This is a genomic window from Pseudomonas sp. LBUM1657 (assembly GCF_059716075.1).
In genome coordinates, this window is sequence record NZ_CP166799.1 from 5,456,526 (window position 1) to 5,479,195 (window position 22,670).

At 56.1% G+C, this 22,670-nt stretch carries 16 protein-coding genes, 2 tRNA genes and 3 rRNA genes; 4 read left to right on the forward strand and 17 right to left on the reverse strand.

Going from position 1 to position 22,670, the window contains the following annotated elements:
- Positions 1–173: 173 nt before the first annotated feature.
- The 14 genes from ACA055_RS25220 to ACA055_RS25285 all read right to left on the reverse strand — a co-directional run bounded on the left by ACA055_RS25220 (position 174) and on the right by ACA055_RS25285 (position 15,620).
- On the reverse strand, positions 174–2,477 hold the full coding sequence (locus ACA055_RS25220; protein WP_497681081.1) for a PqiB family protein: 2,304 nt from the start codon (positions 2,475–2,477) through the stop codon (positions 174–176).
- Complete coding sequence (locus tag ACA055_RS25225) at positions 2,470–3,093, reverse strand: paraquat-inducible protein A (protein ID WP_497681082.1); 624 nt, start codon at positions 3,091–3,093, stop codon at positions 2,470–2,472. Before ACA055_RS25225 ends, ACA055_RS25220 begins: the two co-directional genes overlap by 8 nt.
- Positions 3,080–3,739, reverse strand: a complete 660-nt coding sequence (locus ACA055_RS25230) for a paraquat-inducible protein A (RefSeq protein WP_497681083.1) — start codon at positions 3,737–3,739, stop codon at positions 3,080–3,082. Before ACA055_RS25230 ends, ACA055_RS25225 begins: the two co-directional genes overlap by 14 nt.
- Before the next feature lie 149 nt (positions 3,740–3,888).
- Positions 3,889–4,004 (reverse strand): 5S ribosomal RNA (gene rrf, locus ACA055_RS25235).
- A gap of 156 nt (positions 4,005–4,160) precedes the next feature.
- Positions 4,161–7,052, reverse strand: a 23S ribosomal RNA gene (locus ACA055_RS25240).
- A 237-nt stretch (positions 7,053–7,289) separates the two neighbouring features.
- A tRNA-Ala gene (locus ACA055_RS25245) sits at positions 7,290–7,365 on the reverse strand.
- Positions 7,366–7,395: 30 nt separating this feature from the next.
- Positions 7,396–7,472: transfer RNA gene (locus ACA055_RS25250), tRNA-Ile, on the reverse strand.
- An 82-nt stretch (positions 7,473–7,554) separates the two neighbouring features.
- Positions 7,555–9,093 (reverse strand): 16S ribosomal RNA (locus tag ACA055_RS25255).
- Together the 16S, 23S and 5S rRNA genes with 2 tRNA genes alongside form the textbook arrangement of a ribosomal RNA operon.
- Positions 9,094–9,637: 544 nt before the next feature.
- Entirely contained in the window at positions 9,638–10,258 is a 621-nt protein-coding gene (gene msrQ, locus ACA055_RS25260; protein ID WP_497681084.1) for a protein-methionine-sulfoxide reductase heme-binding subunit MsrQ, read from the reverse strand.
- Positions 10,258–11,271: a protein-methionine-sulfoxide reductase catalytic subunit MsrP gene (gene msrP / locus ACA055_RS25265; protein ID WP_497681085.1), complete on the reverse strand. Its 1,014-nt coding sequence runs from the start codon at positions 11,269–11,271 to the stop codon at positions 10,258–10,260. Before msrP ends, msrQ begins: the two co-directional genes overlap by 1 nt.
- Before the next feature lie 63 nt (positions 11,272–11,334).
- Entirely contained in the window at positions 11,335–12,192 is an 858-nt protein-coding gene (pssA, locus tag ACA055_RS25270) for a CDP-diacylglycerol--serine O-phosphatidyltransferase (RefSeq protein ID WP_497681086.1), read from the reverse strand.
- A gap of 144 nt (positions 12,193–12,336) precedes the next feature.
- Positions 12,337–13,353: a ketol-acid reductoisomerase gene (gene ilvC, locus ACA055_RS25275; protein WP_007948647.1), complete on the reverse strand. Its 1,017-nt coding sequence runs from the start codon at positions 13,351–13,353 to the stop codon at positions 12,337–12,339.
- Between the two features lie 48 nt (positions 13,354–13,401).
- The gene (gene ilvN, locus ACA055_RS25280; RefSeq protein WP_003176102.1) at positions 13,402–13,893 is read right to left on the reverse strand and encodes an acetolactate synthase small subunit; all 492 of its coding nucleotides are present in this window, start codon (positions 13,891–13,893) and stop codon (positions 13,402–13,404) included.
- A gap of 2 nt (positions 13,894–13,895) precedes the next feature.
- A complete protein-coding gene (locus tag ACA055_RS25285) occupies positions 13,896–15,620 on the reverse strand; it encodes an acetolactate synthase 3 large subunit (RefSeq protein WP_497681087.1) in 1,725 nt (574 codons plus the stop codon).
- A 401-nt stretch (positions 15,621–16,021) separates the two neighbouring features.
- Here ACA055_RS25285 and ACA055_RS25290 point away from each other — a divergent pair, with 401 nt between their 5' ends.
- Entirely contained in the window at positions 16,022–16,444 is a 423-nt protein-coding gene (locus tag ACA055_RS25290; RefSeq protein WP_497681088.1) for a DUF4124 domain-containing protein, read from the forward strand.
- A gap of 18 nt (positions 16,445–16,462) precedes the next feature.
- On the opposite strand, the gene ACA055_RS25295 is transcribed toward ACA055_RS25290, so the two are convergent.
- From ACA055_RS25295 to mrcB, 3 genes are read right to left on the reverse strand one after another with little or no spacing between them, the layout of a single operon-like run.
- Positions 16,463–16,798 (reverse strand): YqcC family protein, encoded by a 336-nt coding sequence (locus ACA055_RS25295; protein WP_462007497.1) that lies wholly within the window; start codon positions 16,796–16,798, stop codon positions 16,463–16,465.
- Complete coding sequence (locus tag ACA055_RS25300) at positions 16,798–17,532, reverse strand: tetratricopeptide repeat protein (RefSeq protein ID WP_497681089.1); 735 nt, start codon at positions 17,530–17,532, stop codon at positions 16,798–16,800. Before ACA055_RS25300 ends, ACA055_RS25295 begins: the two co-directional genes overlap by 1 nt.
- Positions 17,533–17,548: 16 nt before the next feature.
- Positions 17,549–19,873: a penicillin-binding protein 1B gene (gene mrcB / locus ACA055_RS25305; RefSeq protein ID WP_497681090.1), complete on the reverse strand. Its 2,325-nt coding sequence runs from the start codon at positions 19,871–19,873 to the stop codon at positions 17,549–17,551.
- A 118-nt stretch (positions 19,874–19,991) separates the two neighbouring features.
- Here mrcB and ACA055_RS25310 point away from each other — a divergent pair, with 118 nt between their 5' ends.
- The 3 genes from ACA055_RS25310 to ACA055_RS25320 all read left to right on the forward strand — a co-directional run bounded on the left by ACA055_RS25310 (position 19,992) and on the right by ACA055_RS25320 (position 22,501).
- Complete coding sequence (locus ACA055_RS25310) at positions 19,992–21,548, forward strand: bifunctional aminoglycoside phosphotransferase/ATP-binding protein (RefSeq protein WP_497681091.1); 1,557 nt, start codon at positions 19,992–19,994, stop codon at positions 21,546–21,548.
- 90 nt (positions 21,549–21,638) lie between these two features.
- Positions 21,639–21,983, forward strand: coding sequence for a pentapeptide repeat-containing protein (locus ACA055_RS25315; RefSeq protein ID WP_497681092.1), 345 nt, complete (start codon positions 21,639–21,641; stop codon positions 21,981–21,983).
- A gap of 245 nt (positions 21,984–22,228) precedes the next feature.
- Positions 22,229–22,501 carry a TfoX/Sxy family protein gene (locus ACA055_RS25320; protein WP_009050884.1) on the forward strand — a complete coding sequence of 91 codons (273 nt, stop codon included), beginning with the start codon at positions 22,229–22,231 and terminating at the stop codon, positions 22,499–22,501.
- The last annotated feature ends 169 nt before the right edge of the window (positions 22,502–22,670 follow it).

Consider the following 22,670-nt stretch of genomic DNA (forward strand, 5'->3'; position numbering starts at 1 on the left):
CTTTTTATTGCGGGTTCATTCTTGCGGCTTCAGTGAATTTGAGGGCCCTTTCGCGAGCAAGCCCGCTCCCACCATTAATCTGTGTCGTACACAAAATCTGTAAACGACGCTGACCACTGTGGGAGCGGGCTTGCCCGCGAAGGGGCCCTCACAGACACCCATTTAACCGCCTGCTACTTGCCGATCGAAATCTTCGGCGCCCAGGTCAGCCATTCATCCTCAAATTTGTCGAACAGCGGGAACGTCTGCTCCGCTCGCGCCGGGCTGCCCATGCGGTCCCCGTCCGGCGTGGCAAAAGCGATGCCGCCCTGAATCAGCGTCTCCAGCGATTCGGTACGCATCGTCGCGCCCTTGAACAAGCCGTAGTCAAAACCAAAACCACTGGAGTTCCAGAATCGAGTGCCGCTACGCACCAGCGGCGCGTACTTTGGTTCGATCAGGATGTGCACCAACACACGGTCCGCAGTCTGGCCCAGTTCATAGCCCGTCACCTTTCCTACGGTGATTTCGCGATACGTCACCGGCACACCGGTTTTCAGCGAACCACGGCGAGCCGCGCTCAACACCAGGCTCAAACCGGCTTCGGATTTGGCCGTTTCCGGTGGATTGGCGAGGGCCACGAAGTTCTTCTGTGGACCGAGGTTTTTCGCTGCCGGTTGCACTTCGATGTATTGCCCGGTGACCAGGGTTTCAAGGTTGGACGTCTTGATCAGACCCAGCTCAGGCTTGACCACCCAGAACTGACTGCCCACCCGTGCGATACGCTCCGGCACTTCGGTGATTCGCGCCGTCAGCAGCACCGATTGCAGATCGTCACTCAGGTCGACGTCTTCAATCTTGCCGACATCCAGTCCCTTGAATCGAATCGGCGTGCCGCTGCGCAAGCCATCGGCGCGATCAACCTTGATGGTGACTACCGCTCCTTTTTGCTGCGCGTCTTCATGGTTCGCGTGCAGGCGGAAACGGGGTATCCGTTTTTGCAGGGGCGCCTTGGCCTGCGGGGTTTCGAACGCAATGCCGCCGGCCATCAGGCTTTGCAATGATTCACTTTTGACCTGGATACCGCCGGTCAATCCACCCGTCAGCGTGACGCCACTGGCATTCCAGAACCGCGTCGAGGCGTTGACCAGATCTTCGTATTCCTTCTCGATGTGTACTCCGATCACCAACTGCTTTTTGGTGCGGGAGAACTGATAACTCTGTACCGAACCCACCTTGACCTGCTTGTAGAGAATCGGGCTGCCGACTTCCAGTGAACCGAGGTTCTCGGTGAACAACACCAGGTGCAGGCCCGGCGAACGCAGGTCCAGCGGCGGCGCCTTGGGCCGCGCCACGAACTCGCGCTGCGGCGCGGCGCCTTTGTCGCCAGGACGCACGGCGATGTAGTTACCTTTGACCAGGGCTTCCAGGCCGGTGATCCCGGCGAGGGAGATCGACGGTTTGACCACCCAGAACTGAGTCCCTTCGACCAGGTAATCCTCGGCCAATGGATCAAGGGTCAACTCAGCGCTGGCGCCGGACAGATCCGGATCAATCTTCAGCGCTTTCAGCGTGCCGACCTGGATGCCTTTGTACATCACTGGCGTACGACCGGCCTGCAGGCCCTCGAAATCGCTGAGTTTGACCTTGACCCGGATACCGGCAGCGGCAGCATCGAAATCTTCATAGAGACGGAATGGCAGGCTTGGATCGGTGGGCGGGCTGTCCTTGCGGTTCTCCGGCGTGGCAAACGCAATACCGCCAGCAACAATGCTAGCCAGGGACTCACTGCGCACTTTCACACCCGACAGATTGGCGTCGATGCTGATGCCGCTGGCGTTCCAGAAGCGTGTGTGTTTGCGCACCAGTTTGGCGTAGGTCGGCTCGATGAAGACTTTGAGTTCAACCGTGCTTTGGTCTTCGGACAGCAGGTAGCTTTTGATCTGGCCGACCCTGATCTGCTTGTAGAACACCGGGCTGCCGCGATTGAGCGACCCCAGACGATCAGCCTTGATGGTCAGGTGCAAACCTGGCTGGGCGTCCGACAGCGGCGGCTCTTCGGCCAGGGCCTTGAACTTGCGAGTCGGCTCACCTTCACCAGGACTGATCGCAACGTAGTTCCCCGAGACCAGCGTCTCCAGCCCGGTGATACCGGCCAGGGTAACGCTCGGCTTGACCAGCCAGAAACGGGTGCTGGTCCGCAGGTATTGCTCCACGTCCTTGTTCATCTCGACGGTAGCAATTACGCCTTTGGAGCTGCCTTCGTCGTCGAGCTTCAGGGTTTTCACCTTACCGACCGACATGCCTTTGTAGACGACTTCGGTCTTGTTGGCTTGAATGCCTTCACCGCTTTCGAAACGCACTTGAATCTCGATGCCCGTCTCGGTGTAGGCACGCCAGCCTAACCAGCCACCGATGATCAAGGCGATAAGGGGCAACACCCAGATTGCAGACCAGTTCGAGGCCGGTCGGGTTTTCGCTGTAGGCAAATCAGTCATGGTCGTCGTCCGACTCCGTGTTATCCCAAATCAGTCGGGGATCGAAAGTAACTGCGGCAAGCATCGTCAAAATCACCACACTGGCGAAAGCGATGGCGCCAAGATTGGCTTCGACGCTGGCAAGCCGTCCGAAATTCACAACTGCCACCAGGATGGCGATCACAAAGATATCGAGCATCGACCAGCGACCGATGAACTCAATGAAGCGGTACATCCAAATACGTTGTCGAGCCGAAAGTGGCTGGTGGCGCTGCACGGAAAACAGCAGCAGTGCGATGCCCACCAACTTGAACGTTGGTACCAGGATACTGGCGATAAAAACCACGGCGGCGATAGGAATCATGCCGTGCTGAACCAATTGGATAACACCGGACATGATGGTGCTGGGATCGCCCTGCCCCAGTGAACTGACGGTCATGATCGGTAGCACGTTGGCCGGGATGTAGAGAATCGCGGCGGTTACCAACAGCGCCCAGGTACGTTTCACACTGTTCGGGCGACGCGCGTGAACCAGTGCACCACAACGGGTACAGACCTGCTCGTCGGTATCGGCTTCCTGCTTGTTCAATTCATGGCATTCGGCACAAATCAGAATGCCTGCATCAATCGCCCGCATGGGCATCCTCTCCTGATAAAGCCTGCCAGATCTGATGAGGCGACATCACGACCTCCAAACCGACCTGGACCAACAACAAACCGATAAAGCACGCCAGGCCGAGGCCGACGGTAATGGCTGCCATATCTGCCAGTTTCACGATCGCCACCAGCACGCCCATAAGGTAGACCTCGAGCATCCCCCAATCGCGTAAGTGGTGATAAATGCGATAGAGCAGCAAGCCGTAACTGCGTCCGATATCAAAACGAATACTCAGCAGTACAACCAGTTGGCAGAGCAGCTTGAGCAGCGGAACTCCCATACTGCAGAGAAACACCACCACGGCTACGCCTTGCATGCCGGTATTGAACAGGCCAACAACACCACTCCAGACCGTGTCATGCGACGACTGCCCGAGTAGATGGAGCTGCATGATGGGTAAAAAGTTCGCCGGGATATACAACAACAGTGCGGCGATAACCAATGCGAGACTGCGCTGCACGACATTGTGCCTATGGGCGTAGAGCTCGTAACCACAGCGCGGGCACAGGGCTTTCTCGCCACGGGAGAGCTCGGGCTTGCGCATCAGCAAGTCACACTCATGGCACGCCACCAAGTTGTCCAGCGGTAATTCTGACAGCCCGGAGGCGTCAACCGGATCTGGCATAAAGGCTCTGGCTCCGAAAAAGTTGGATCTATTCTAGTGTCATGGATCAAAAATAACTGTGCAAATTTGTGCGGCACTGGGATCGTGCTTTTCCTGCAGGCAAAACAAAACCCCTACCTGCATACGCAGATAGGGGTTTCGGAATTTAATCTTGACGATGACCTACTCTCACATGGGGAAACCCCACACTACCATCGGCGATGCATCGTTTCACTGCTGAGTTCGGGATGGGATCAGGTGGTTCCAATGCTCTATGGTCGTCAAGAAATTCGGGAGCCAGGTCGTGGGCCTTTGCAGGTTCACGCTCCAGCGAATGGGTATGCGATAGTTTGTGTGTTTGTTTCTCGAACTTTCGGTTCGTTTCGTCTTCACACACCGCAATCTGGTGCCCTTTCAGGCCAACAAATTGCTTGGGTGTTATATGGTCAAGCCTCACGGGCAATTAGTATTGGTTAGCTCAACGCCTCACAGCGCTTACACACCCAACCTATCAACGTCGTAGTCTTCGACGGCCCTTCAGGGGACTCAAGGTCCCAGTGAGATCTCATCTTGAGGCTAGTTTCCCGCTTAGATGCTTTCAGCGGTTATCTATTCCGAACATAGCTACCCGGCAATGCCACTGGCGTGACAACCGGAACACCAGAGGTTCGTCCACTCCGGTCCTCTCGTACTAGGAGCAGCCCCTCTCAAATCTCAAACGTCCACGGCAGATAGGGACCGAACTGTCTCACGACGTTCTAAACCCAGCTCGCGTACCACTTTAAATGGCGAACAGCCATACCCTTGGGACCGGCTTCAGCCCCAGGATGTGATGAGCCGACATCGAGGTGCCAAACACCGCCGTCGATATGAACTCTTGGGCGGTATCAGCCTGTTATCCCCGGAGTACCTTTTATCCGTTGAGCGATGGCCCTTCCATACAGAACCACCGGATCACTAAGACCTACTTTCGTACCTGCTCGACGTGTCTGTCTCGCAGTCAAGCGCGCTTTTGCCTTTATACTCTACGACCGATTTCCGACCGGTCTGAGCGCACCTTCGTACTCCTCCGTTACTCTTTAGGAGGAGACCGCCCCAGTCAAACTACCCACCATACACTGTCCTCGATCCGGATAACGGACCTGAGTTAGAACCTCAAAGTTGCCAGGGTGGTATTTCAAGGTTGGCTCCACGCGAACTGGCGTCCACGCTTCAAAGCCTCCCACCTATCCTACACAAGCAAATTCAAAGTCCAGTGCAAAGCTATAGTAAAGGTTCACGGGGTCTTTCCGTCTAGCCGCGGATACACTGCATCTTCACAGCGATTTCAATTTCACTGAGTCTCGGGTGGAGACAGCGCCGCCATCGTTACGCCATTCGTGCAGGTCGGAACTTACCCGACAAGGAATTTCGCTACCTTAGGACCGTTATAGTTACGGCCGCCGTTTACCGGGGCTTCGATCAAGAGCTTCGCGTTAGCTAACCCCATCAATTAACCTTCCGGCACCGGGCAGGCGTCACACCCTATACGTCCACTTTCGTGTTTGCAGAGTGCTGTGTTTTTAATAAACAGTCGCAGCGGCCTGGTATCTTCGACCGGCATGAGCTTACGGAGCAAGTCCTTCACCCTCACCGGCGCACCTTCTCCCGAAGTTACGGTGCCATTTTGCCTAGTTCCTTCACCCGAGTTCTCTCAAGCGCCTTGGTATTCTCTACCCAACCACCTGTGTCGGTTTGGGGTACGGTTCCTGGTTACCTGAAGCTTAGAAGCTTTTCTTGGAAGCATGGCATCAACCACTTCGTGTTCTAAAAGAACACTCGTCATCAGCTCTCGGCCTTAGAATCCCGGATTTACCTAAGATTCCAGCCTACCACCTTAAACTTGGACAACCAACGCCAAGCTGGCCTAGCCTTCTCCGTCCCTCCATCGCAATAACCAGAAGTACAGGAATATTAACCTGTTTTCCATCGACTACGCTTTTCAGCCTCGCCTTAGGGACCGACTAACCCTGCGTCGATTAACGTTGCGCAGGAAACCTTGGTCTTTCGGCGTGGGTGTTTTTCACACCCATTGTCGTTACTCATGTCAGCATTCGCACTTCTGATACCTCCAGCAAGCTTCTCAACTCACCTTCACAGGCTTACAGAACGCTCCTCTACCGCATCACCTAAGTGATACCCGTAGCTTCGGTGTATGGTTTGAGCCCCGTTACATCTTCCGCGCAGGCCGACTCGACTAGTGAGCTATTACGCTTTCTTTAAAGGGTGGCTGCTTCTAAGCCAACCTCCTAGCTGTCTAAGCCTTCCCACATCGTTTCCCACTTAACCATAACTTTGGGACCTTAGCTGACGGTCTGGGTTGTTTCCCTTTTCACGACGGACGTTAGCACCCGCCGTGTGTCTCCCATGCTCGGCACTTGTAGGTATTCGGAGTTTGCATCGGTTTGGTAAGTCGGGATGACCCCCTAGCCGAAACAGTGCTCTACCCCCTACAGTGATACATGAGGCGCTACCTAAATAGCTTTCGAGGAGAACCAGCTATCTCCGAGCTTGATTAGCCTTTCACTCCGATCCACAGGTCATCCGCTAACTTTTCAACGGTAGTCGGTTCGGTCCTCCAGTTAGTGTTACCCAACCTTCAACCTGCCCATGGATAGATCGCCCGGTTTCGGGTCTATTCCCAGCGACTAGACGCCCTATTAAGACTCGCTTTCGCTACGCCTCCCCTATTCGGTTAAGCTCGCCACTGAAAATAAGTCGCTGACCCATTATACAAAAGGTACGCAGTCACCCAACAAAGTGGGCTCCCACTGCTTGTACGCATACGGTTTCAGGATCTATTTCACTCCCCTCTCCGGGGTTCTTTTCGCCTTTCCCTCACGGTACTAGTTCACTATCGGTCAGTCAGTAGTATTTAGCCTTGGAGGATGGTCCCCCCATATTCAGACAAAGTTTCTCGTGCTCCGTCCTACTCGATTTCATGACCAAGAGATTTTCGCGTACAGGGCTATCACCCACTATGGCCGCACTTTCCAGAGCGTTCCGCTAATCTCAAAGCCACTTAAGGGCTAGTCCCCGTTCGCTCGCCACTACTAAGGGAATCTCGGTTGATTTCTTTTCCTCAGGGTACTTAGATGTTTCAGTTCCCCTGGTTCGCTTCTTAAGCCTATGTATTCAGCTTAAGATACCTAACTTATGTTAGGTGGGTTCCCCCATTCAGACATCTCCGGATCAAAGTCTGTTTGCCGACTCCCCGAAGCTTTTCGCAGGCTACCACGTCTTTCATCGCCTCTGACTGCCAAGGCATCCACCGTATGCGCTTCTTCACTTGACCATATAACCCCAAGCAATCTGGTTATACTGTGAAGACGACATTCGCCGAAAATTCGCGATTAAACTCACAAATTTTACCTTAGCCTGATCCGTTACCAGTGAAAGTAACGTTCAGTCTATCTTTCTATCACATACCCAAATTTTTAAAGAACGATCTAATCAAAGACTAGAAATCAACATTTAACCTTCACTCGAAGGAAATGCTCATTTCTAAGCTCTACGTGTCAGAAGCAGTTAGTGGTGGAGCCAAACGGGATCGAACCGTTGACCTCCTGCGTGCAAGGCAGGCGCTCTCCCAGCTGAGCTATGGCCCCGTATTTCTACAGGCGTTTCCCACACAAAATTGGTGGGTCTGGGCAGATTCGAACTGCCGACCTCACCCTTATCAGGGGTGCGCTCTAACCAACTGAGCTACAGACCCAATTTCGGGCTGCTTCTTATCGTCTTCTTCAATGAATCAAGCAATTCGTGTGGGAACTTATGGAGCAGCTGATGTCGTCGATTAAGGAGGTGATCCAGCCGCAGGTTCCCCTACGGCTACCTTGTTACGACTTCACCCCAGTCATGAATCACACCGTGGTAACCGTCCCCCCGAAGGTTAGACTAGCTACTTCTGGTGCAACCCACTCCCATGGTGTGACGGGCGGTGTGTACAAGGCCCGGGAACGTATTCACCGCGACATTCTGATTCGCGATTACTAGCGATTCCGACTTCACGCAGTCGAGTTGCAGACTGCGATCCGGACTACGATCGGTTTTGTGGGATTAGCTCCACCTCGCGGCTTGGCAACCCTCTGTACCGACCATTGTAGCACGTGTGTAGCCCAGGCCGTAAGGGCCATGATGACTTGACGTCATCCCCACCTTCCTCCGGTTTGTCACCGGCAGTCTCCTTAGAGTGCCCACCATTACGTGCTGGTAACTAAGGACAAGGGTTGCGCTCGTTACGGGACTTAACCCAACATCTCACGACACGAGCTGACGACAGCCATGCAGCACCTGTCTCAATGTTCCCGAAGGCACCAATCCATCTCTGGAAAGTTCATTGGATGTCAAGGCCTGGTAAGGTTCTTCGCGTTGCTTCGAATTAAACCACATGCTCCACCGCTTGTGCGGGCCCCCGTCAATTCATTTGAGTTTTAACCTTGCGGCCGTACTCCCCAGGCGGTCAACTTAATGCGTTAGCTGCGCCACTAAGAGCTCAAGGCTCCCAACGGCTAGTTGACATCGTTTACGGCGTGGACTACCAGGGTATCTAATCCTGTTTGCTCCCCACGCTTTCGCACCTCAGTGTCAGTATCAGTCCAGGTGGTCGCCTTCGCCACTGGTGTTCCTTCCTATATCTACGCATTTCACCGCTACACAGGAAATTCCACCACCCTCTACCATACTCTAGCTCGACAGTTTTGAATGCAGTTCCCAGGTTGAGCCCGGGGATTTCACATCCAACTTAACGAACCACCTACGCGCGCTTTACGCCCAGTAATTCCGATTAACGCTTGCACCCTCTGTATTACCGCGGCTGCTGGCACAGAGTTAGCCGGTGCTTATTCTGTCGGTAACGTCAAAACAGATACGTATTAGGTAACTGCCCTTCCTCCCAACTTAAAGTGCTTTACAATCCGAAGACCTTCTTCACACACGCGGCATGGCTGGATCAGGCTTTCGCCCATTGTCCAATATTCCCCACTGCTGCCTCCCGTAGGAGTCTGGACCGTGTCTCAGTTCCAGTGTGACTGATCATCCTCTCAGACCAGTTACGGATCGTCGCCTTGGTGAGCCATTACCTCACCAACTAGCTAATCCGACCTAGGCTCATCTGATAGCGCAAGGCCCGAAGGTCCCCTGCTTTCTCCCGTAGGACGTATGCGGTATTAGCGTCCGTTTCCGAGCGTTATCCCCCACTACCAGGCAGATTCCTAGGCATTACTCACCCGTCCGCCGCTCGCCACCAGGTACAAGTACCCGTGCTGCCGCTCGACTTGCATGTGTTAGGCCTGCCGCCAGCGTTCAATCTGAGCCATGATCAAACTCTTCAGTTCAAACATCTTTGGGTTTTTAAGAAAACCTAAACTTGGCTCAGCAATCGTTGGTTACATCTTTGATTTCTCGCGGAGTAACTTGTGATGCTGATAATCTTGTTGACTATCAGTCTGACTCCACAAGCACCCACACGAATTGCTTGATTCAGTTGTTAAAGAGCGGTTGGTTAAGATCTTTCGTCTCAACCGAGGCGCGCATTCTACAGCAGCCTCTGTTGCTGTCAAGCGGTTATTTTCCGAAGTTTTCAAAGTTTCCTCTGCAACTTCAACCACTTGCGCTTTCGATCTCTCGTTAGCGGGAGGCGAATTCTACAGCGTTACTCGCTGCTGTCAACACCTCTTTTTCACCGCTGTCGACCGAGAAGATCGAACCGTCAAAAGAGCCACACAACCCTGCTCTTTCAACTCCTTCCAGGCTTCGATGACCTGAAGCAACTCGCTGTCGAAAACTGCGTAACTCTTTGTTTACCAAGGAGTTTTCCGTTTCGACTGCGCCGGAAGTGGGGCGAATTATAGACGCCCAGAATCTGCCGTCAACCGTTAATTACACCTTTCTTGCAGAAGGCCTCTTTTTCGTTATCAAACGGGGGATTCGACGGGTTACAGGCGGCAATCGCAGCACTAATAGCAACGCACCTATAGAGGCATAGACAGCCCACTCCTTTAAATCGGCGCGAACGATCCACAACATATGAAGCAGTCCAAGCCCGAGAACCACATAGGCGAGCCGATGCAACTTCTTCCAGCGAGAGCCCAACCGCCGCTGACTATATCGATTTGAAGTCACCGCCAGCGCCAACAGACACAGGAACCCCAGTGCTCCGACAATAATGTATGGCCGCTTACGCAACTCAACACCGAACTGCGACCAATCAAAGCCAAGAATGAACGCCGTATAGCCACTCATGTGCAGAACCACATAAGCAAAACACCACAAACCCAGTTGTCGCCGGACCGCAACCCACCCCGCCCAACCGGTAAGCCTCTGCAGAGGCGTCATGCTTAACGTAATGAGCAGCAGAACAAGCGTCCCCAACCCCAGCCGGTCAACCAGCACCTTGCCCGGATCAGGTCCCAGCACATCCTCCCAAGCCTGATACAACCAAAGCAAAGGCCAGACCGCCGCAGCGATAAAGACACCAATACGCCAGAATGGATATCGCATCAGTAGTTCTTCCGCAGATCGAGCCCTTCATATAAAGAAGCGACTTCGTCCGAATAGCCGTTGAACATTTGTGTGTCACGCACATTGGGCTTGAACAGACCACTCGGCAAACGCCGCTCGCGGGCCTGAGTCCAGCGCGGGTGATCGACCGTCGGATTCACGTTCGCATAGAAGCCATACTCATCCGCGGCAATGCTCTGCCAGGTAGTTTTCGGCTGCTCGCTGACCAAACTGATCCGCACGATGGATTTGATGCTCTTGAAGCCGTATTTCCAAGGCACCACCAGACGCAGAGGCGCGCCGTTCTGATTGGGCAATTCACGCCCATACATGCCCACAGCAAGAATCGCCAATGGATTCATCGCTTCATCCAGACGCAACCCTTCTACATACGGCCAGTCGATCAAGGCAAAACCGGAACGCTGCCCTGGCATGGTCTTGGGATCCTGCAGGGTTTCGAAGCGAATGAATTTGGCTTTGGAAGTCGGCTCGACCTGCTTGAACAACGCAGAAATGGGAAAGCCGATCCATGGAATGACCATCGACCAGGCTTCCACACAGCGCAGACGGTAGATGCGCTCTTCCAACTGATACGGCTTCATGAAGTCTTCCAGCGCATATCGCCCAGGCTTACCCACCTCCCCGTCCACGACCACATTCCACGGTTCGGTTTTCAGCGCACCAGCGTTGGCGGCCGGATCACCTTTATCGGTGCCAAACTCATAGAAGTTGTTGTAATGGGTCGCATCTTTAAATGGTGTGATCGCTTCATCCCTGACGTTGACCGCACCCCACTTTGTAGAAGGTAGCTTTTCGGCAAACCAGGATGGCGCCTTGCCAGGCTCGACATCGGCATAGCGCGAAGCATCGTCGGCAGAAGCCCAGCGCGGCAAACTGCTCAAGGCCAAACCGGTAACCGCGGCACCGAGCACATTGCGTCGAGAAAGATAGATGGATTCAGGCGTGACGTCCGACTCACGGCAGTCGGACGCTTTGGACACTTTGATCAGCATGGCAACTCCGCAGCATTGGAGGACAGATGCACCAATAGACTGCGGAGTATGAGGGAAATTACGTCACTCGGCGCTCTTGTGCCGACGAAGACGCAGCAGATACTGCACCGGGCCAGACGCCGCATAAGCGAGGAAAACCAGCAGCAAGATGCGCGGTGGATCACTGAATACCACGGCAAACACCAACACCACAGCGAGAATCGCCACGAAAGGTACGCGCCCTTTCAAGTCCAGCTCCTTGAAGCTGTTGTACTTGATGTTACTGACCATCAGCATGCCGGCGGCCGCAACCATCAACGCAACCAGGAAGGACATCTTGGAACCCTGGATGCCGTAATCGCTGAACGCCCAGACAATACCCGCGACCACACCTGCGGCAGCAGGGCTGGCCAGACCGATGAAATAGCGCTTGTCCGCGGTGCCGACCTGAGTGTTGAAGCGCGCCAGACGCAGCGCCGCTCCCGCCACATAAATGAAGGCAACCATCCAGCCGACCTTGCCCATGTCGCCCAAGGCCCAGCCAAACGCCAATAGCGCCGGCGCAACACCGAAGGCGACCATGTCCGACAGTGAGTCGTATTCGGCACCGAAGGCGCTCTGGGTATTGGTCATCCGGGCAACGCGACCATCGAGGCCGTCGAGCACCATGGCGACGAAAATAGCGATCGCGGCAAACGCAAAATACTTGCTCGCTCCGATCGAATCGCCGGCGCTCAATGCACTCTGGGCGCTCATCGAACTGATGATGGAATAAAACCCTGCGAACAGGTTCGCAGTGGTGAACAGATTCGGCAGAAGATAGATACCACGATGCCGGACTTTACGACCTTCAGCGTCATGCCCCTCCTCGATGTGTTCATCGATGGGCAGCAGGCTTTCGGCGTCAGAAGCCTGGTTTGGCTCTTCGGGACGTTCGCTCATGGACATTACCTTGCAACGGGGTGGAAAGTTTCGACAGGTGCCTGGGACGACGGTTCGACCGCAAACGATGCAGCTTTATACCAGAACCGGCCTCCCAAACGAAAAAACGCGGCCTAGGCCGCGTTTTTCGTACAAGTGCGCGACTTAGTTTTTAGCTTTGTCGACGATCTTGTTGGCACCGATCCACGGCATCATGGAGCGCAGTTGCTCGCCGATGATCTCGATACCGTGAGCGGCGTTGTTACGACGCTTGGCGGTCATCGAAGGATAGCCGGTAGCGCCTTCGCTGATGAACATCTTGGCGTATTCGCCGTCCTGAATACGTTTCAGGGCGTTGCGCATGGCCTGACGGGACTCGGCGTTGATAACTTCCGGACCTGTCACGTACTCACCGTACTCAGCGTTGTTGGAGATCGAGTAGTTCATGTTGGCGATACCGCCTTCGTACATGAGGTCAACGATCAGTTTCAGTTCGTGCAGGCACTCGAAGTAGGCCATTTCCGGCGCGTAGCCAGCTTCAACCAGGGTTTCGAAACCGGCTTTGACCAGTTCAACGGTACCGCCGCACAGAACGGCTTGCTCGCCGAACAGGTCGGTTTCGGTCTCGTCCTTGAAGGTGGTTTCGATGATGCCGGTACGACCGCCACCAACGCCAGCGGCGTAGGACAGTGCAACGTTTTTGGCGTTGCCCGAAGCATCTTGGTAGATAGCGATCAGGTCAGGGATACCGCCGCCTTTGACGAACTCGGAGCGCACGGTGTGGCCCGGTGCTTTCGGCGCGATCATGATCACGTCGAGGTCAGCGCGCGGAACAACCTGGTTGTAGTGGATCGCGAAGCCGTGGGAGAAGGCCAGGGTGGCGCCCTTCTTGATGTTCGGCTCGATTTCGTTTTTGTACAGGGCAGACTGGAACTCGTCCGGGGTCAGGATCATGACCAGGTCGGCAGCGGCTACAGCGGAAGCAACGTCGGTCACTTTCAGGCCGTGAGCTTCGGCTTTGGCAACAGTCGCCGAACCTTTACGCAGGCCAACGGTAACGTCAACGCCGGAGTCTTTCAGGTTGCACGCTTGAGCGTGGCCCTGGGAACCGTAACCGATGATGGCAACTTTCTTGCCCTGGATGATCGACAGGTCGCAGTCTTTTTCGTAATAAACTTTCATGAAATTCCCCTATATATCCAGGCCGTTCAGGCCATTCGCTAATTTGGTTTAGATGCTGAGTACTTTGTCGCCGCGAGCAATGCCGGTCACGCCGCTACGGACGGTTTCCAGAATCGAGGCGGTGCCAATGGACTGAATGAAGCTGTCGAGCTTGTCGCTGGTACCGGTCAGTTGAACGGTATACACGCTTGCGCTGACATCGACGATCTGCCCACGGTAAATATCGGTAGTGCGCTTGATCTCGGCGCGCTGGGCGCCGGTAGCCTTGACCTTGACCAGCATCAGTTCGCGCTCGATGTGAGCACTCTCCGACAGGTCGACCAATTTGACCACTTCGATCAGCTTGTTCAGGTTCTTGGTGATCTGCTCGATGACTTCATCGTGACCAACCGTGGTCAGCGTCAGACGCGACAGGGTCGGGTCTTCCGTTGGCGCCACGGTCAGGCTTTCGATGTTGTAGTTGCGCTGCGAGAACAGGCCGACTACACGAGACAGAGCGCCCGGTTCGTTTTCCAGAAGCAAGGAAATAATGTGCCGCATGATTAAGTACGCTCCGTCTTGCTCAGCCACATATCGCGCATGGAGCCGTCTTTGATCTGCATCGGATAGACGTGCTCGCTGGTATCAACCGAAATGTCGATCACTACCAGGCGATCTTTCATGGCGAACGCCTCTTCCATCTTCGACTTCAAATCCTTCGAGTCGGTGATGCGCACGCCGACGTGACCGTAGGCTTCTGCCAGTTTGACGAAGTCAGGCAGCGATTCCATGTAGGAGTGCGAGTGACGGCTGCCGTAACTCATGTCCTGCCACTGGCGAACCATACCCAGCACGCCGTTGTTCAGGATGACGATTTTTACCGGCAAACCGTATTGCAGGCAGGTCGACAGTTCCTGAATGTTCATCTGGATGCTGCCCTCGCCCGTTACGCAGGCGACGTCATCATCCGGAAAGCTCAGCTTGATACCCATGGCCGCCGGGAAACCGAAGCCCATGGTGCCCAGGCCACCGGAGTTGATCCAGCGGTTCGGCTTGTTGAACTTGTAGTACTGCGCGGCGAACATCTGGTGCTGGCCCACGTCGGAGGTCACAAAGGCATCGCCCTTGGTCACTTCGCACAGGGTTTCGATCACGGTCTGCGGCTTGATGATGCTGCCGTCGCCCTTGTCATAAGGGAACAGGCCGCGGTCACCGCGCCACTCATCAACTTGCTTCCACCAACTGGCAACAGACTCTTTGTTCGGGGTCTCGCCGATTTCCTTGAGGATCGCGACCATTTCGGTCAGGACGCTCTCGACCGGGCCAACGATCGGCACGTCTGCCTTGATGGTCTTGGAGATCGAAGCCGGGTCGATGTCGATGTGAATGATCTTGGCATTCGGGCAGAACTTGGCCGGGCCGTTGATCACGCGGTCGTCGAAACGAGCGCCGACAGCGAGGATCACATCGGCATGGTGCATGGCCAGGTTGGCGGTGTAGCTGCCGTGCATACCGAGCATGCCGATGAACTGACGGTCGGTGCCAGGGTAGGCACCCAACCCCATCAGGGTATTGGTCACGGGCAGGTTGAGCATTTTCGCCAGTTCGGTCAGCGGCGCGGAGCCACCACCGAGAATCACACCGCCGCCTGCATAAAGCACAGGACGCTTGGCCGCCAGGAGCATTTCTGCCGCCTTGCGGATTTGCCCGGAGTGACCGCGAACAGCCGGGCTGTAGGAGCGCAGCTTGGCTTTTTTCGGGAAGATGTATTCGAACTTCTCGGCCGGGTTGGTCATGTCTTTCGGAATATCGACAACGACCGGACCAGGACGACCGGATTGCGCTAGGTAGAAGGCTTTCTTCATGACTTCCGGGATTTCCGACGCGTGCTTGATCATGAAGCTGTGCTTCACGATCGGCCGGGAGATACCGATCATGTCGGTTTCCTGGAACGCATCGGTACCTACCATGGTGCTAGGCACCTGGCCGGAAATGATCACCATCGGAATGGAGTCCATGTAGGCCGTGGCAATACCGGTGATGGCGTTGGTTGCGCCCGGACCGGAGGTCACCAGTACCACACCGGCTTTACCGGTAGCACGGGCATAGCCGTCAGCCATATGGGTCGCAGCCTGCTCGTGACGAACCAGGATGTGGGTCACTTCCGGCTCTTTGAACAGGGCATCGTAGACATGAAGAAGAGCACCACCCGGGTACCCGTAGATATATTTGACGCCTTCGTCACGCAAAAAGCGGACGAGCATCTCACCGCCAGATAAAAGCTCCACGTTGCTCACCTCTAAAACGCCAGAATACCGCCCACATAAAAGGGGACGGGTCTTAATAGGTTTACTTCTCAGCAGAGCATGAGCGACGGTGGTCGCCGACTACGTCAGCACTGACTGAGCAAGTATTGGGATCGTCCCAAGTGTTGCGGGCCTTTCCCACCCAGCGCGAGGTAACGCGTTGCGGGTGTAACAGGTCGGCGCGGATGTGCGCCTCATGATCTGCTGAGTGGGTCTGCTTCTGGCAGTCCCTCTACAGCGGACTTTGGATTCTTCTGTTTCGTCCTCCGCAAGTCAAGTCGTCAATGTGCTTTATTCGAACTAAGCACATGAGAACGCAAGAAAAAACCTGTAAACCGCAAGTGTGTTAGCTTCAATTGCGCAACTTATGACAAGGAAATGGCATGCGTACGCTCTTCTTTACCGCCAGCCTGCTGATCACCCTGAGCCCTGTGTGCATGGCGGCGCAGATCTACAAGTGGGTCGATGCCCAGGGCGTGACCCATTTCGATGCCCAGCCGCCTCAGGGTCAGCAGGCCACCACCGTGGTGACGCCCTCTCCGTCCGTCGGCAAACCAGCCACGCCGGCGCGCAGCAGTGCCATTGGCGATCAACAGGCCATCGACAAAACAGTGAAAAAGCAGGTCGCCGAGCAACAGGCTGAGCTGAAGGTGTTCTGCGATCAGGCTCGAACGAACCTGGCTCAACTGCAAAACAATCCGCGACTACGGGAAGATGTCGACGGTGAGATGCGTCGCCTGACAGACCAGCAACGTCAGGAACGCACCACCGAAGCACAGAAACAGATTGCGGAAAACTGCCAGTAGACACTGGCAGTTTACGACTCAGCGAGAGGCGGTGATCAGCAGGTCGAACTCTTTGAGCAAAACCTGCAATTGTCGATCCTTGCCCTGGACATTCCGTGCGGCGAAGACCATTTCGGCCATCTCCTGAATTCCCGACGCATTTGGCAAGGGCAGATCCTGCTCCAATATCGTTTTCATGCGCGGCAGGAAGATCCATTGCAGCCACTGCTCGAAATCCAGTGTATCGACCGAGAATGGCTCGACACTGGAAAGTGCTTCAGCGGAGGGAGAGACGTCATCCCACCACCCCTGAACACGCAGTTCCCGCTCGATCAGCAGCAACTGCTCGGCAATCTTCGGAAATCGCGCATCCATCACAGCGTAACCTTGGCCTTCTGACGGGCCAGAGCAGCGCCAGCGGAATCGCCCTGCTTCTCACGCGCCTGGGCAATCAATTCCCACAGGCTTGCCTGAAGCGCCGGACGACCATTGGCGAACGTCAGACCACGACGAGCGAATTGCTCGGCTTGTGCTGCATCGCCTTGAGCCATGCGCACCTGAGCCAGACGATAAAGAACTTGTGGCTCACGCGGCGCGACGCGCTGGGCACGCTCGAGACTGGAGGATGCACCATTGAGATCGCCGCTGGCCTGCTGCTGCTGAGCAGTGGTCAGCAGCGCCAGTACCGGACCGTCCAGTTGTTCGTCGGCAGACAGTCCACCGGAGCTGGCGGGAGGAATCCCACTCGGCGTCGATGGCATGCTGTAGCTACCCTGATTGACCGGCGCCGACTGAACCGGCGAGGTGTCGATCGGCCCCGGGGTAATCGGACCTGGAGTAATCGGCGAAGTGCTGATCGGGGCCGACGACACTGCGCCCGCACCTGGCACCATCACTACGACGCCGGTATCGCCTTGCGGAATCGCCTGAGTCTGGCCCTGCGCAGGACGCTGTACCGTCGTCTGACGGTACCCGCCATTCGCCTGAACCCGCTCACTGTTGGAGACGGCGCTGCCGGAATCCACAACCGGAATCGACCCTCGCTGCACGGAAGAGCAACCGCTGAGCAAAGCCACGGCGGTAACCGCTGGAATCAACCACTTGTTCACTTGAAACCCTCTTTGCTTAATTCATCCAGCCTTTGACCCAATCCATCACCGTTTCGCCGGAAACAGGGCTGTCGCCACCGCACGCGGCACCGGGAGGCGGTTCGCTGCCGCGAATATACGGCATCTGCACGGCGCCTGGGCAGTTGACATCAGAGCCTTGCCCGGTGCGCGAGTCGACCCACGCCTGAACAATGTTATCCGGCTGCGGCATGTCCAGCGGCAACGGGTCGGCCTTGCGCATGAAACTGGTCCAGACCTGCAACGCACCAGTGGCACCGGTGAACGGTGTCTTGCCGTTGTCATCGCGTCCCAGCCAGACCACCGCCAGCAAGTCCTGACTGAAACCGGCGAACCAGCTATCCCGCGAATCGTTACTGGTACCGGTCTTGCCGGCCAGCGTCAGGGTCTTGGGCAACACGTTATAAACCGAACTGCCGGTGCCTTCACGCATGACTCGCTGCATGGCGCTCTGGATCAGGTAAATGGACGCCGGATCGAAACGCTGCTGAATCTGGAACGGATAACGCTTGAGCGGCTCGCCGTCGCCAGTCAGAACGCTGCGGATCCCGCGCATCGGTGTATTGAAACCACCGTTGGCCAGGGTCTGGTACATGGTCGCCACTTCGATCGGGGTCAAACCGCCGGCACCCAGCAACATCGACGGGAACGCCGGGAACTCGCGACTCACGCCCAGGCGCGCCAGTGTCTTCAGAACATTCGGAACGCCCACCGCCAACCCGAGACGCGCGGTCGACAGGTTGTAGGAATGTGCCAGCCCCTGATATAGGAAAACCGTGCCGTGGGAGCGGCGATCGTAGTTCTGCGGTTTCCAGACCTGACCGTCCGCGCCTTTGACCGAGAAGGAGTCGTCTGACAGCCAACTGGTCAAGGTGTACTGGCTCGGCTTCTCCAGAGCGGTCAGATAAACCGCCGGTTTGATCAACGAACCGATCGGACGTACCGCATCCAGTGCGCGGTTGAAGCCGGCAAAACTCGCCTGACGACTGCCGATCATGGCCTGGACTTCACCGGTTTCCGGGTTGGTCACGACCATGGCTGCTTCGACTTCATCGGAGCCCTTGCGCCCGGCCAGGCGTTTAAAGGTGTCGTTGACCGACGCTTCCGCTTTCATCTGCAGGATCGGGTCGAAGCTGGTGAAGATCCGCAGACCTTCCTCGGTCAAATCTTCGTCGCGATAATCTTCACGCAGTTGACGTTTAACCAGGTCGAGGAAGCCAGGGAACGAGCTGTCCGCCAGCTTGCCGCGAGTGGTCACACCCAGTGGCATTTTTTTCGCGGCAGCGACCTGCTCGGCGGTGGCAACACCTTGCTGCTCAAGTACATCGAGCACGAGATTGCGCCGCTCAAGCGCCCGCTCAGGGTTGCGACGCGGGTTGTAATAGGACGGCCCCTTCACCATGCCCACCAGCATTGCGACTTGATGAAGTTTCAGTTCGGACAACGGCTGCCCGAAGAAAAACTGGCTTGCCAAGCCGAAGCCGTGCACCGCGCGCTGGCCATCCTGACCGACAAACACTTCATTGAGGTACGCCTCAAGAATTTCTCGTTTGTCGTAATGCAGCTCAAGCAACATCGCCATCATGGCTTCGGTGAGTTTACGGCTCAAGCTGCGTTCGCTGGTCAAGTAGAAATTCTTGACCAACTGTTGGGTCAGCGTACTGCCGCCCTGGGTCATCCTGCCGCCAGAGGTATTGACGTAGACGGCGCGGGCAATCGACTTGGGCGATACGCCCCAGTGGCTATAGAAATCCCGGTCCTCCACGGCAACCAGCGTTTCCAGCAGATACGGCGGGACCTGATCGATCTTGATCAGAATGCGATCTTCGAGGTTTTTCGGGTAAATCCCGCCGATCAGCAACGGCTCAAGACGCACCACAGACAGCTTCGAACCGTTCGTCGCCGACAGTTCGGCCACGTAGTCGCCGGAGAACCGCACGCGCACAGGCTGAGGTTTCTCCAGGCCCTCATAGAACTGGAATCCACGGGTGTTCAAGTCGACGGTATTGCCGCTGACCGCTGCCGCGCCGGGTCCATTGCTCACGGCTTCTCGTCGGTAGCCCAAGGCATCGAGCTCGGTGAGGAAGTCTTCCTTGCTTAACTTCTGGCCGGTAAACAGCTCAAGCGGGCGCGCATACACCTTGGCCGGTATGGTCCAGCGCTTGCCGGAGAACTTCTCCTGGACCACAGCGTCGAGGTAAACCGCGAATCCGGCGAGCACCACGAGGCCGACCAGACTGAGTTTAAGGGCCCAGCCCAGCCAGGGGCTCAGGCCCTTGGAAGGTGGTTTTTTTGGGGTACGGGGGGATCGAGTACGAGTCATGGCGGCGGATTATACGCACTTTATTCATACTCAACAGGAGCCCTCCGAGGTTTGCGTCAGGCGGACTTGCGGCCATAATGGCGGCCTTGAAATTTTCCCAGACTCTGAAGGATCGCCTGTGAGCCAGTCCCTGATCGCTGCCCTGCAAAACCCGGCCCTCTACCCGCATCCCGTAGACGGGTTCCAGGTCATCGAGACCCATATCTCCTGGGTCATCCTCACGGGTCCCTTCGCTTATAAATTGAAGAAACCGGTGAACTTCGGCTTCCTCGACTTCACCAGCCTCGACGCTCGCGAGCATTTCTGCGCTGAAGAGCTGCGTCTGAACCAGCGTCTGACCAACGATTTGTATCTGGAAGTGTTGCCGATCACTGGCAGCGCCGAAGCACCGCAACTGGGCGGCGATGGTCCAGTGGTCGATTTCGCGCTGAAAATGCGCCAATTCCCACAGAGCCAGTTGCTCAGCACACTGCAGGCCAACGGCGAATTGACCACCGCGCACATCGACGAGATGGCCGCGCAGATCGCGCAATTCCATCTCACTGCGCCGAAAGTGCCCGCCGAACATGAAGCCGGCACCCCGGACAGCGTCATGGCGCCAGTGCGGCAGAATTTCGAACAGATCCGCCCGTTCCTCAATGACAAGGCCGACCTGCTGCAACTCGATGCGCTGCAAGCCTGGGCCGAAAGCAGCTTCGAACGCCTCAAGCCGCTGTTCGCCCAGCGCAAGGCCGAAGGTTTCATCCGCGAATGCCACGGTGACATTCACCTGGGCAACGCCACCGTGATCGACGGCAAGGTCGTGATCTTCGACTGCATCGAGTTCAACGAACCGTTCCGCTTCACCGACGTTTACGCCGATACCGGTTTCCTGGCGATGGACCTGGAAGACCGTGGCCTCAAGAGCCTGGCGCGTCGTTTCATCAGCCAGTACCTGGAACTGACCGGCGATTACCAGGGCCTGGAGCTGCTGAACTTCTATAAAGCCTACCGCGCACTGGTACGCGCCAAGGTCAGCCTGTTCAGCATGCCGGCCGAGGCCGACCCGGTGCAGCGCGCCACTACCCTGCGCCAGTACCGCAACTACGCCAATCTGGCGGAAAGCTACAGCACGATTCCTTCGCGGTTCCTGGCCATCACCCACGGTGTTTCCGCCGTCGGCAAGAGCCACGTGGCCATGCGTCTGGTGGAAGCATTGGGTGCCATTCGCCTGCGCTCCGATGTAGAACGCAAACGTCTGTTCGGCGAGCAAACCGTAGCGAATGACCCGCAAGCAGGCATCTATAGTGCCGACGCCAGCGCCGCGACTTACACCCGCCTACATGAAATTGCCGCCATCATCCTGCATGCCGGCTTCCCGGTGGTGATCGATGCGACTTATCTCAAGCGCGGCCAGCGCGACGGCGCGGCGAAAATCGCCGAAGCCACCGGTGCACCGTTCCTGATCCTTGATTGCAATGCGCCGCAAGCGGTGATCGAGAGCTGGCTGGCCCTGCGTCAGGCAGACAAAAAGGATCCGTCCGACGCTACCCTGATCATAATTGAAGCGCAGCACGCCAGTCGTGAAGCGCTAACGCCAGAAGAAATCCTCTGCAGCAAACGCGTCCAGACTAATGAAAGCGGGACGCTCGACACGGTTGTTGCGCAGATTCGCCAACGCCTGCCAGGACTGTAAAAAGTATTTCAACCGTGAAGCCTTCGCCGGCTTCACGGCTGTCAAATAGTGGCACTATACTGGCGTCATAAAACCAACAGGTGATCTGACATGAGCCAGCCGAAACTTCTCGACACCCCGCTTTATGCCTTGCTGCACAAAGACGACATCGCAGGCTTCAACAACGAGCGCCCCAAAGACGGACCTATCGACATGGTCGGTGGTGATTTCCGAGGCCTGGACCTGCGCGAACTGAACGCCGACGGCGTCGACTTCAGCAACGCCTATTTCCGCTCTGCCGACTTGCGTGGCATCGACTTCAGCAACGCCTCTCTGGAAGGCGCGAGTCTCGCCCACGCGCAGATCTCCGGTGCCTATTTTCCGCCAGAGCTGAGTGCCGACGAGATACTGATGTCGATGAATTTCGGTACACGCCTGCGTTATCGCACCCGCTAAAAACGACCTTTAGCTGACAAGTCCGGCGCCCCCGCTTTGCGCTGGACTCTGGGCATAATTGCCTGAAAAACCTGACTCCTCCGCCCTTTCTTCCTACCGCATTCGCGAACTTTCACGCAGCTTCAAGACCTTGCCTCTTAGAAGCATTTGCGTCGAAACCGACCAAACAATCACGCTTTTCCTACTGATGGCTACACTCCTCAGAGGCTCGCCCACGCACCGTTCGGCTGTCGCAAGGAGGCTTGATGAATGATGAACTGCAACACCTGAAGAATCTTGGCAAGACGTCGGCACAGTGGCTGCATGCCGTAGGCATTCACAGCGCCTCGGACTTGCGTCGCCTGGGGGCGGTGGATGCTTATCGGGCCGTGCGCACGCGCGGGTTTCGGGCCTCCAAGGTGTTGTTGTATGCGATCGAAGGCGCCCTGATGGACGTGCACTGGAACGACATTCCTGCCGAGCGCAAGGAAGCCTTGAACAAACAGCTGGACGCTATTTCTTCCCGCCACAAGAATTGAATGGGTGCAGCCGTCACAGCGAATCAAGCAGAATCACGTCGTTGAACCCAGTCAAAAGCACAGGCTATAACCCAATGATCACGGGGATTTTCCAGAGATTGGACGGCTGGATTTAAATAAATGAAGAATCAGCGGTTGACATGGTAATGAGAATCGCTATGATTATCAC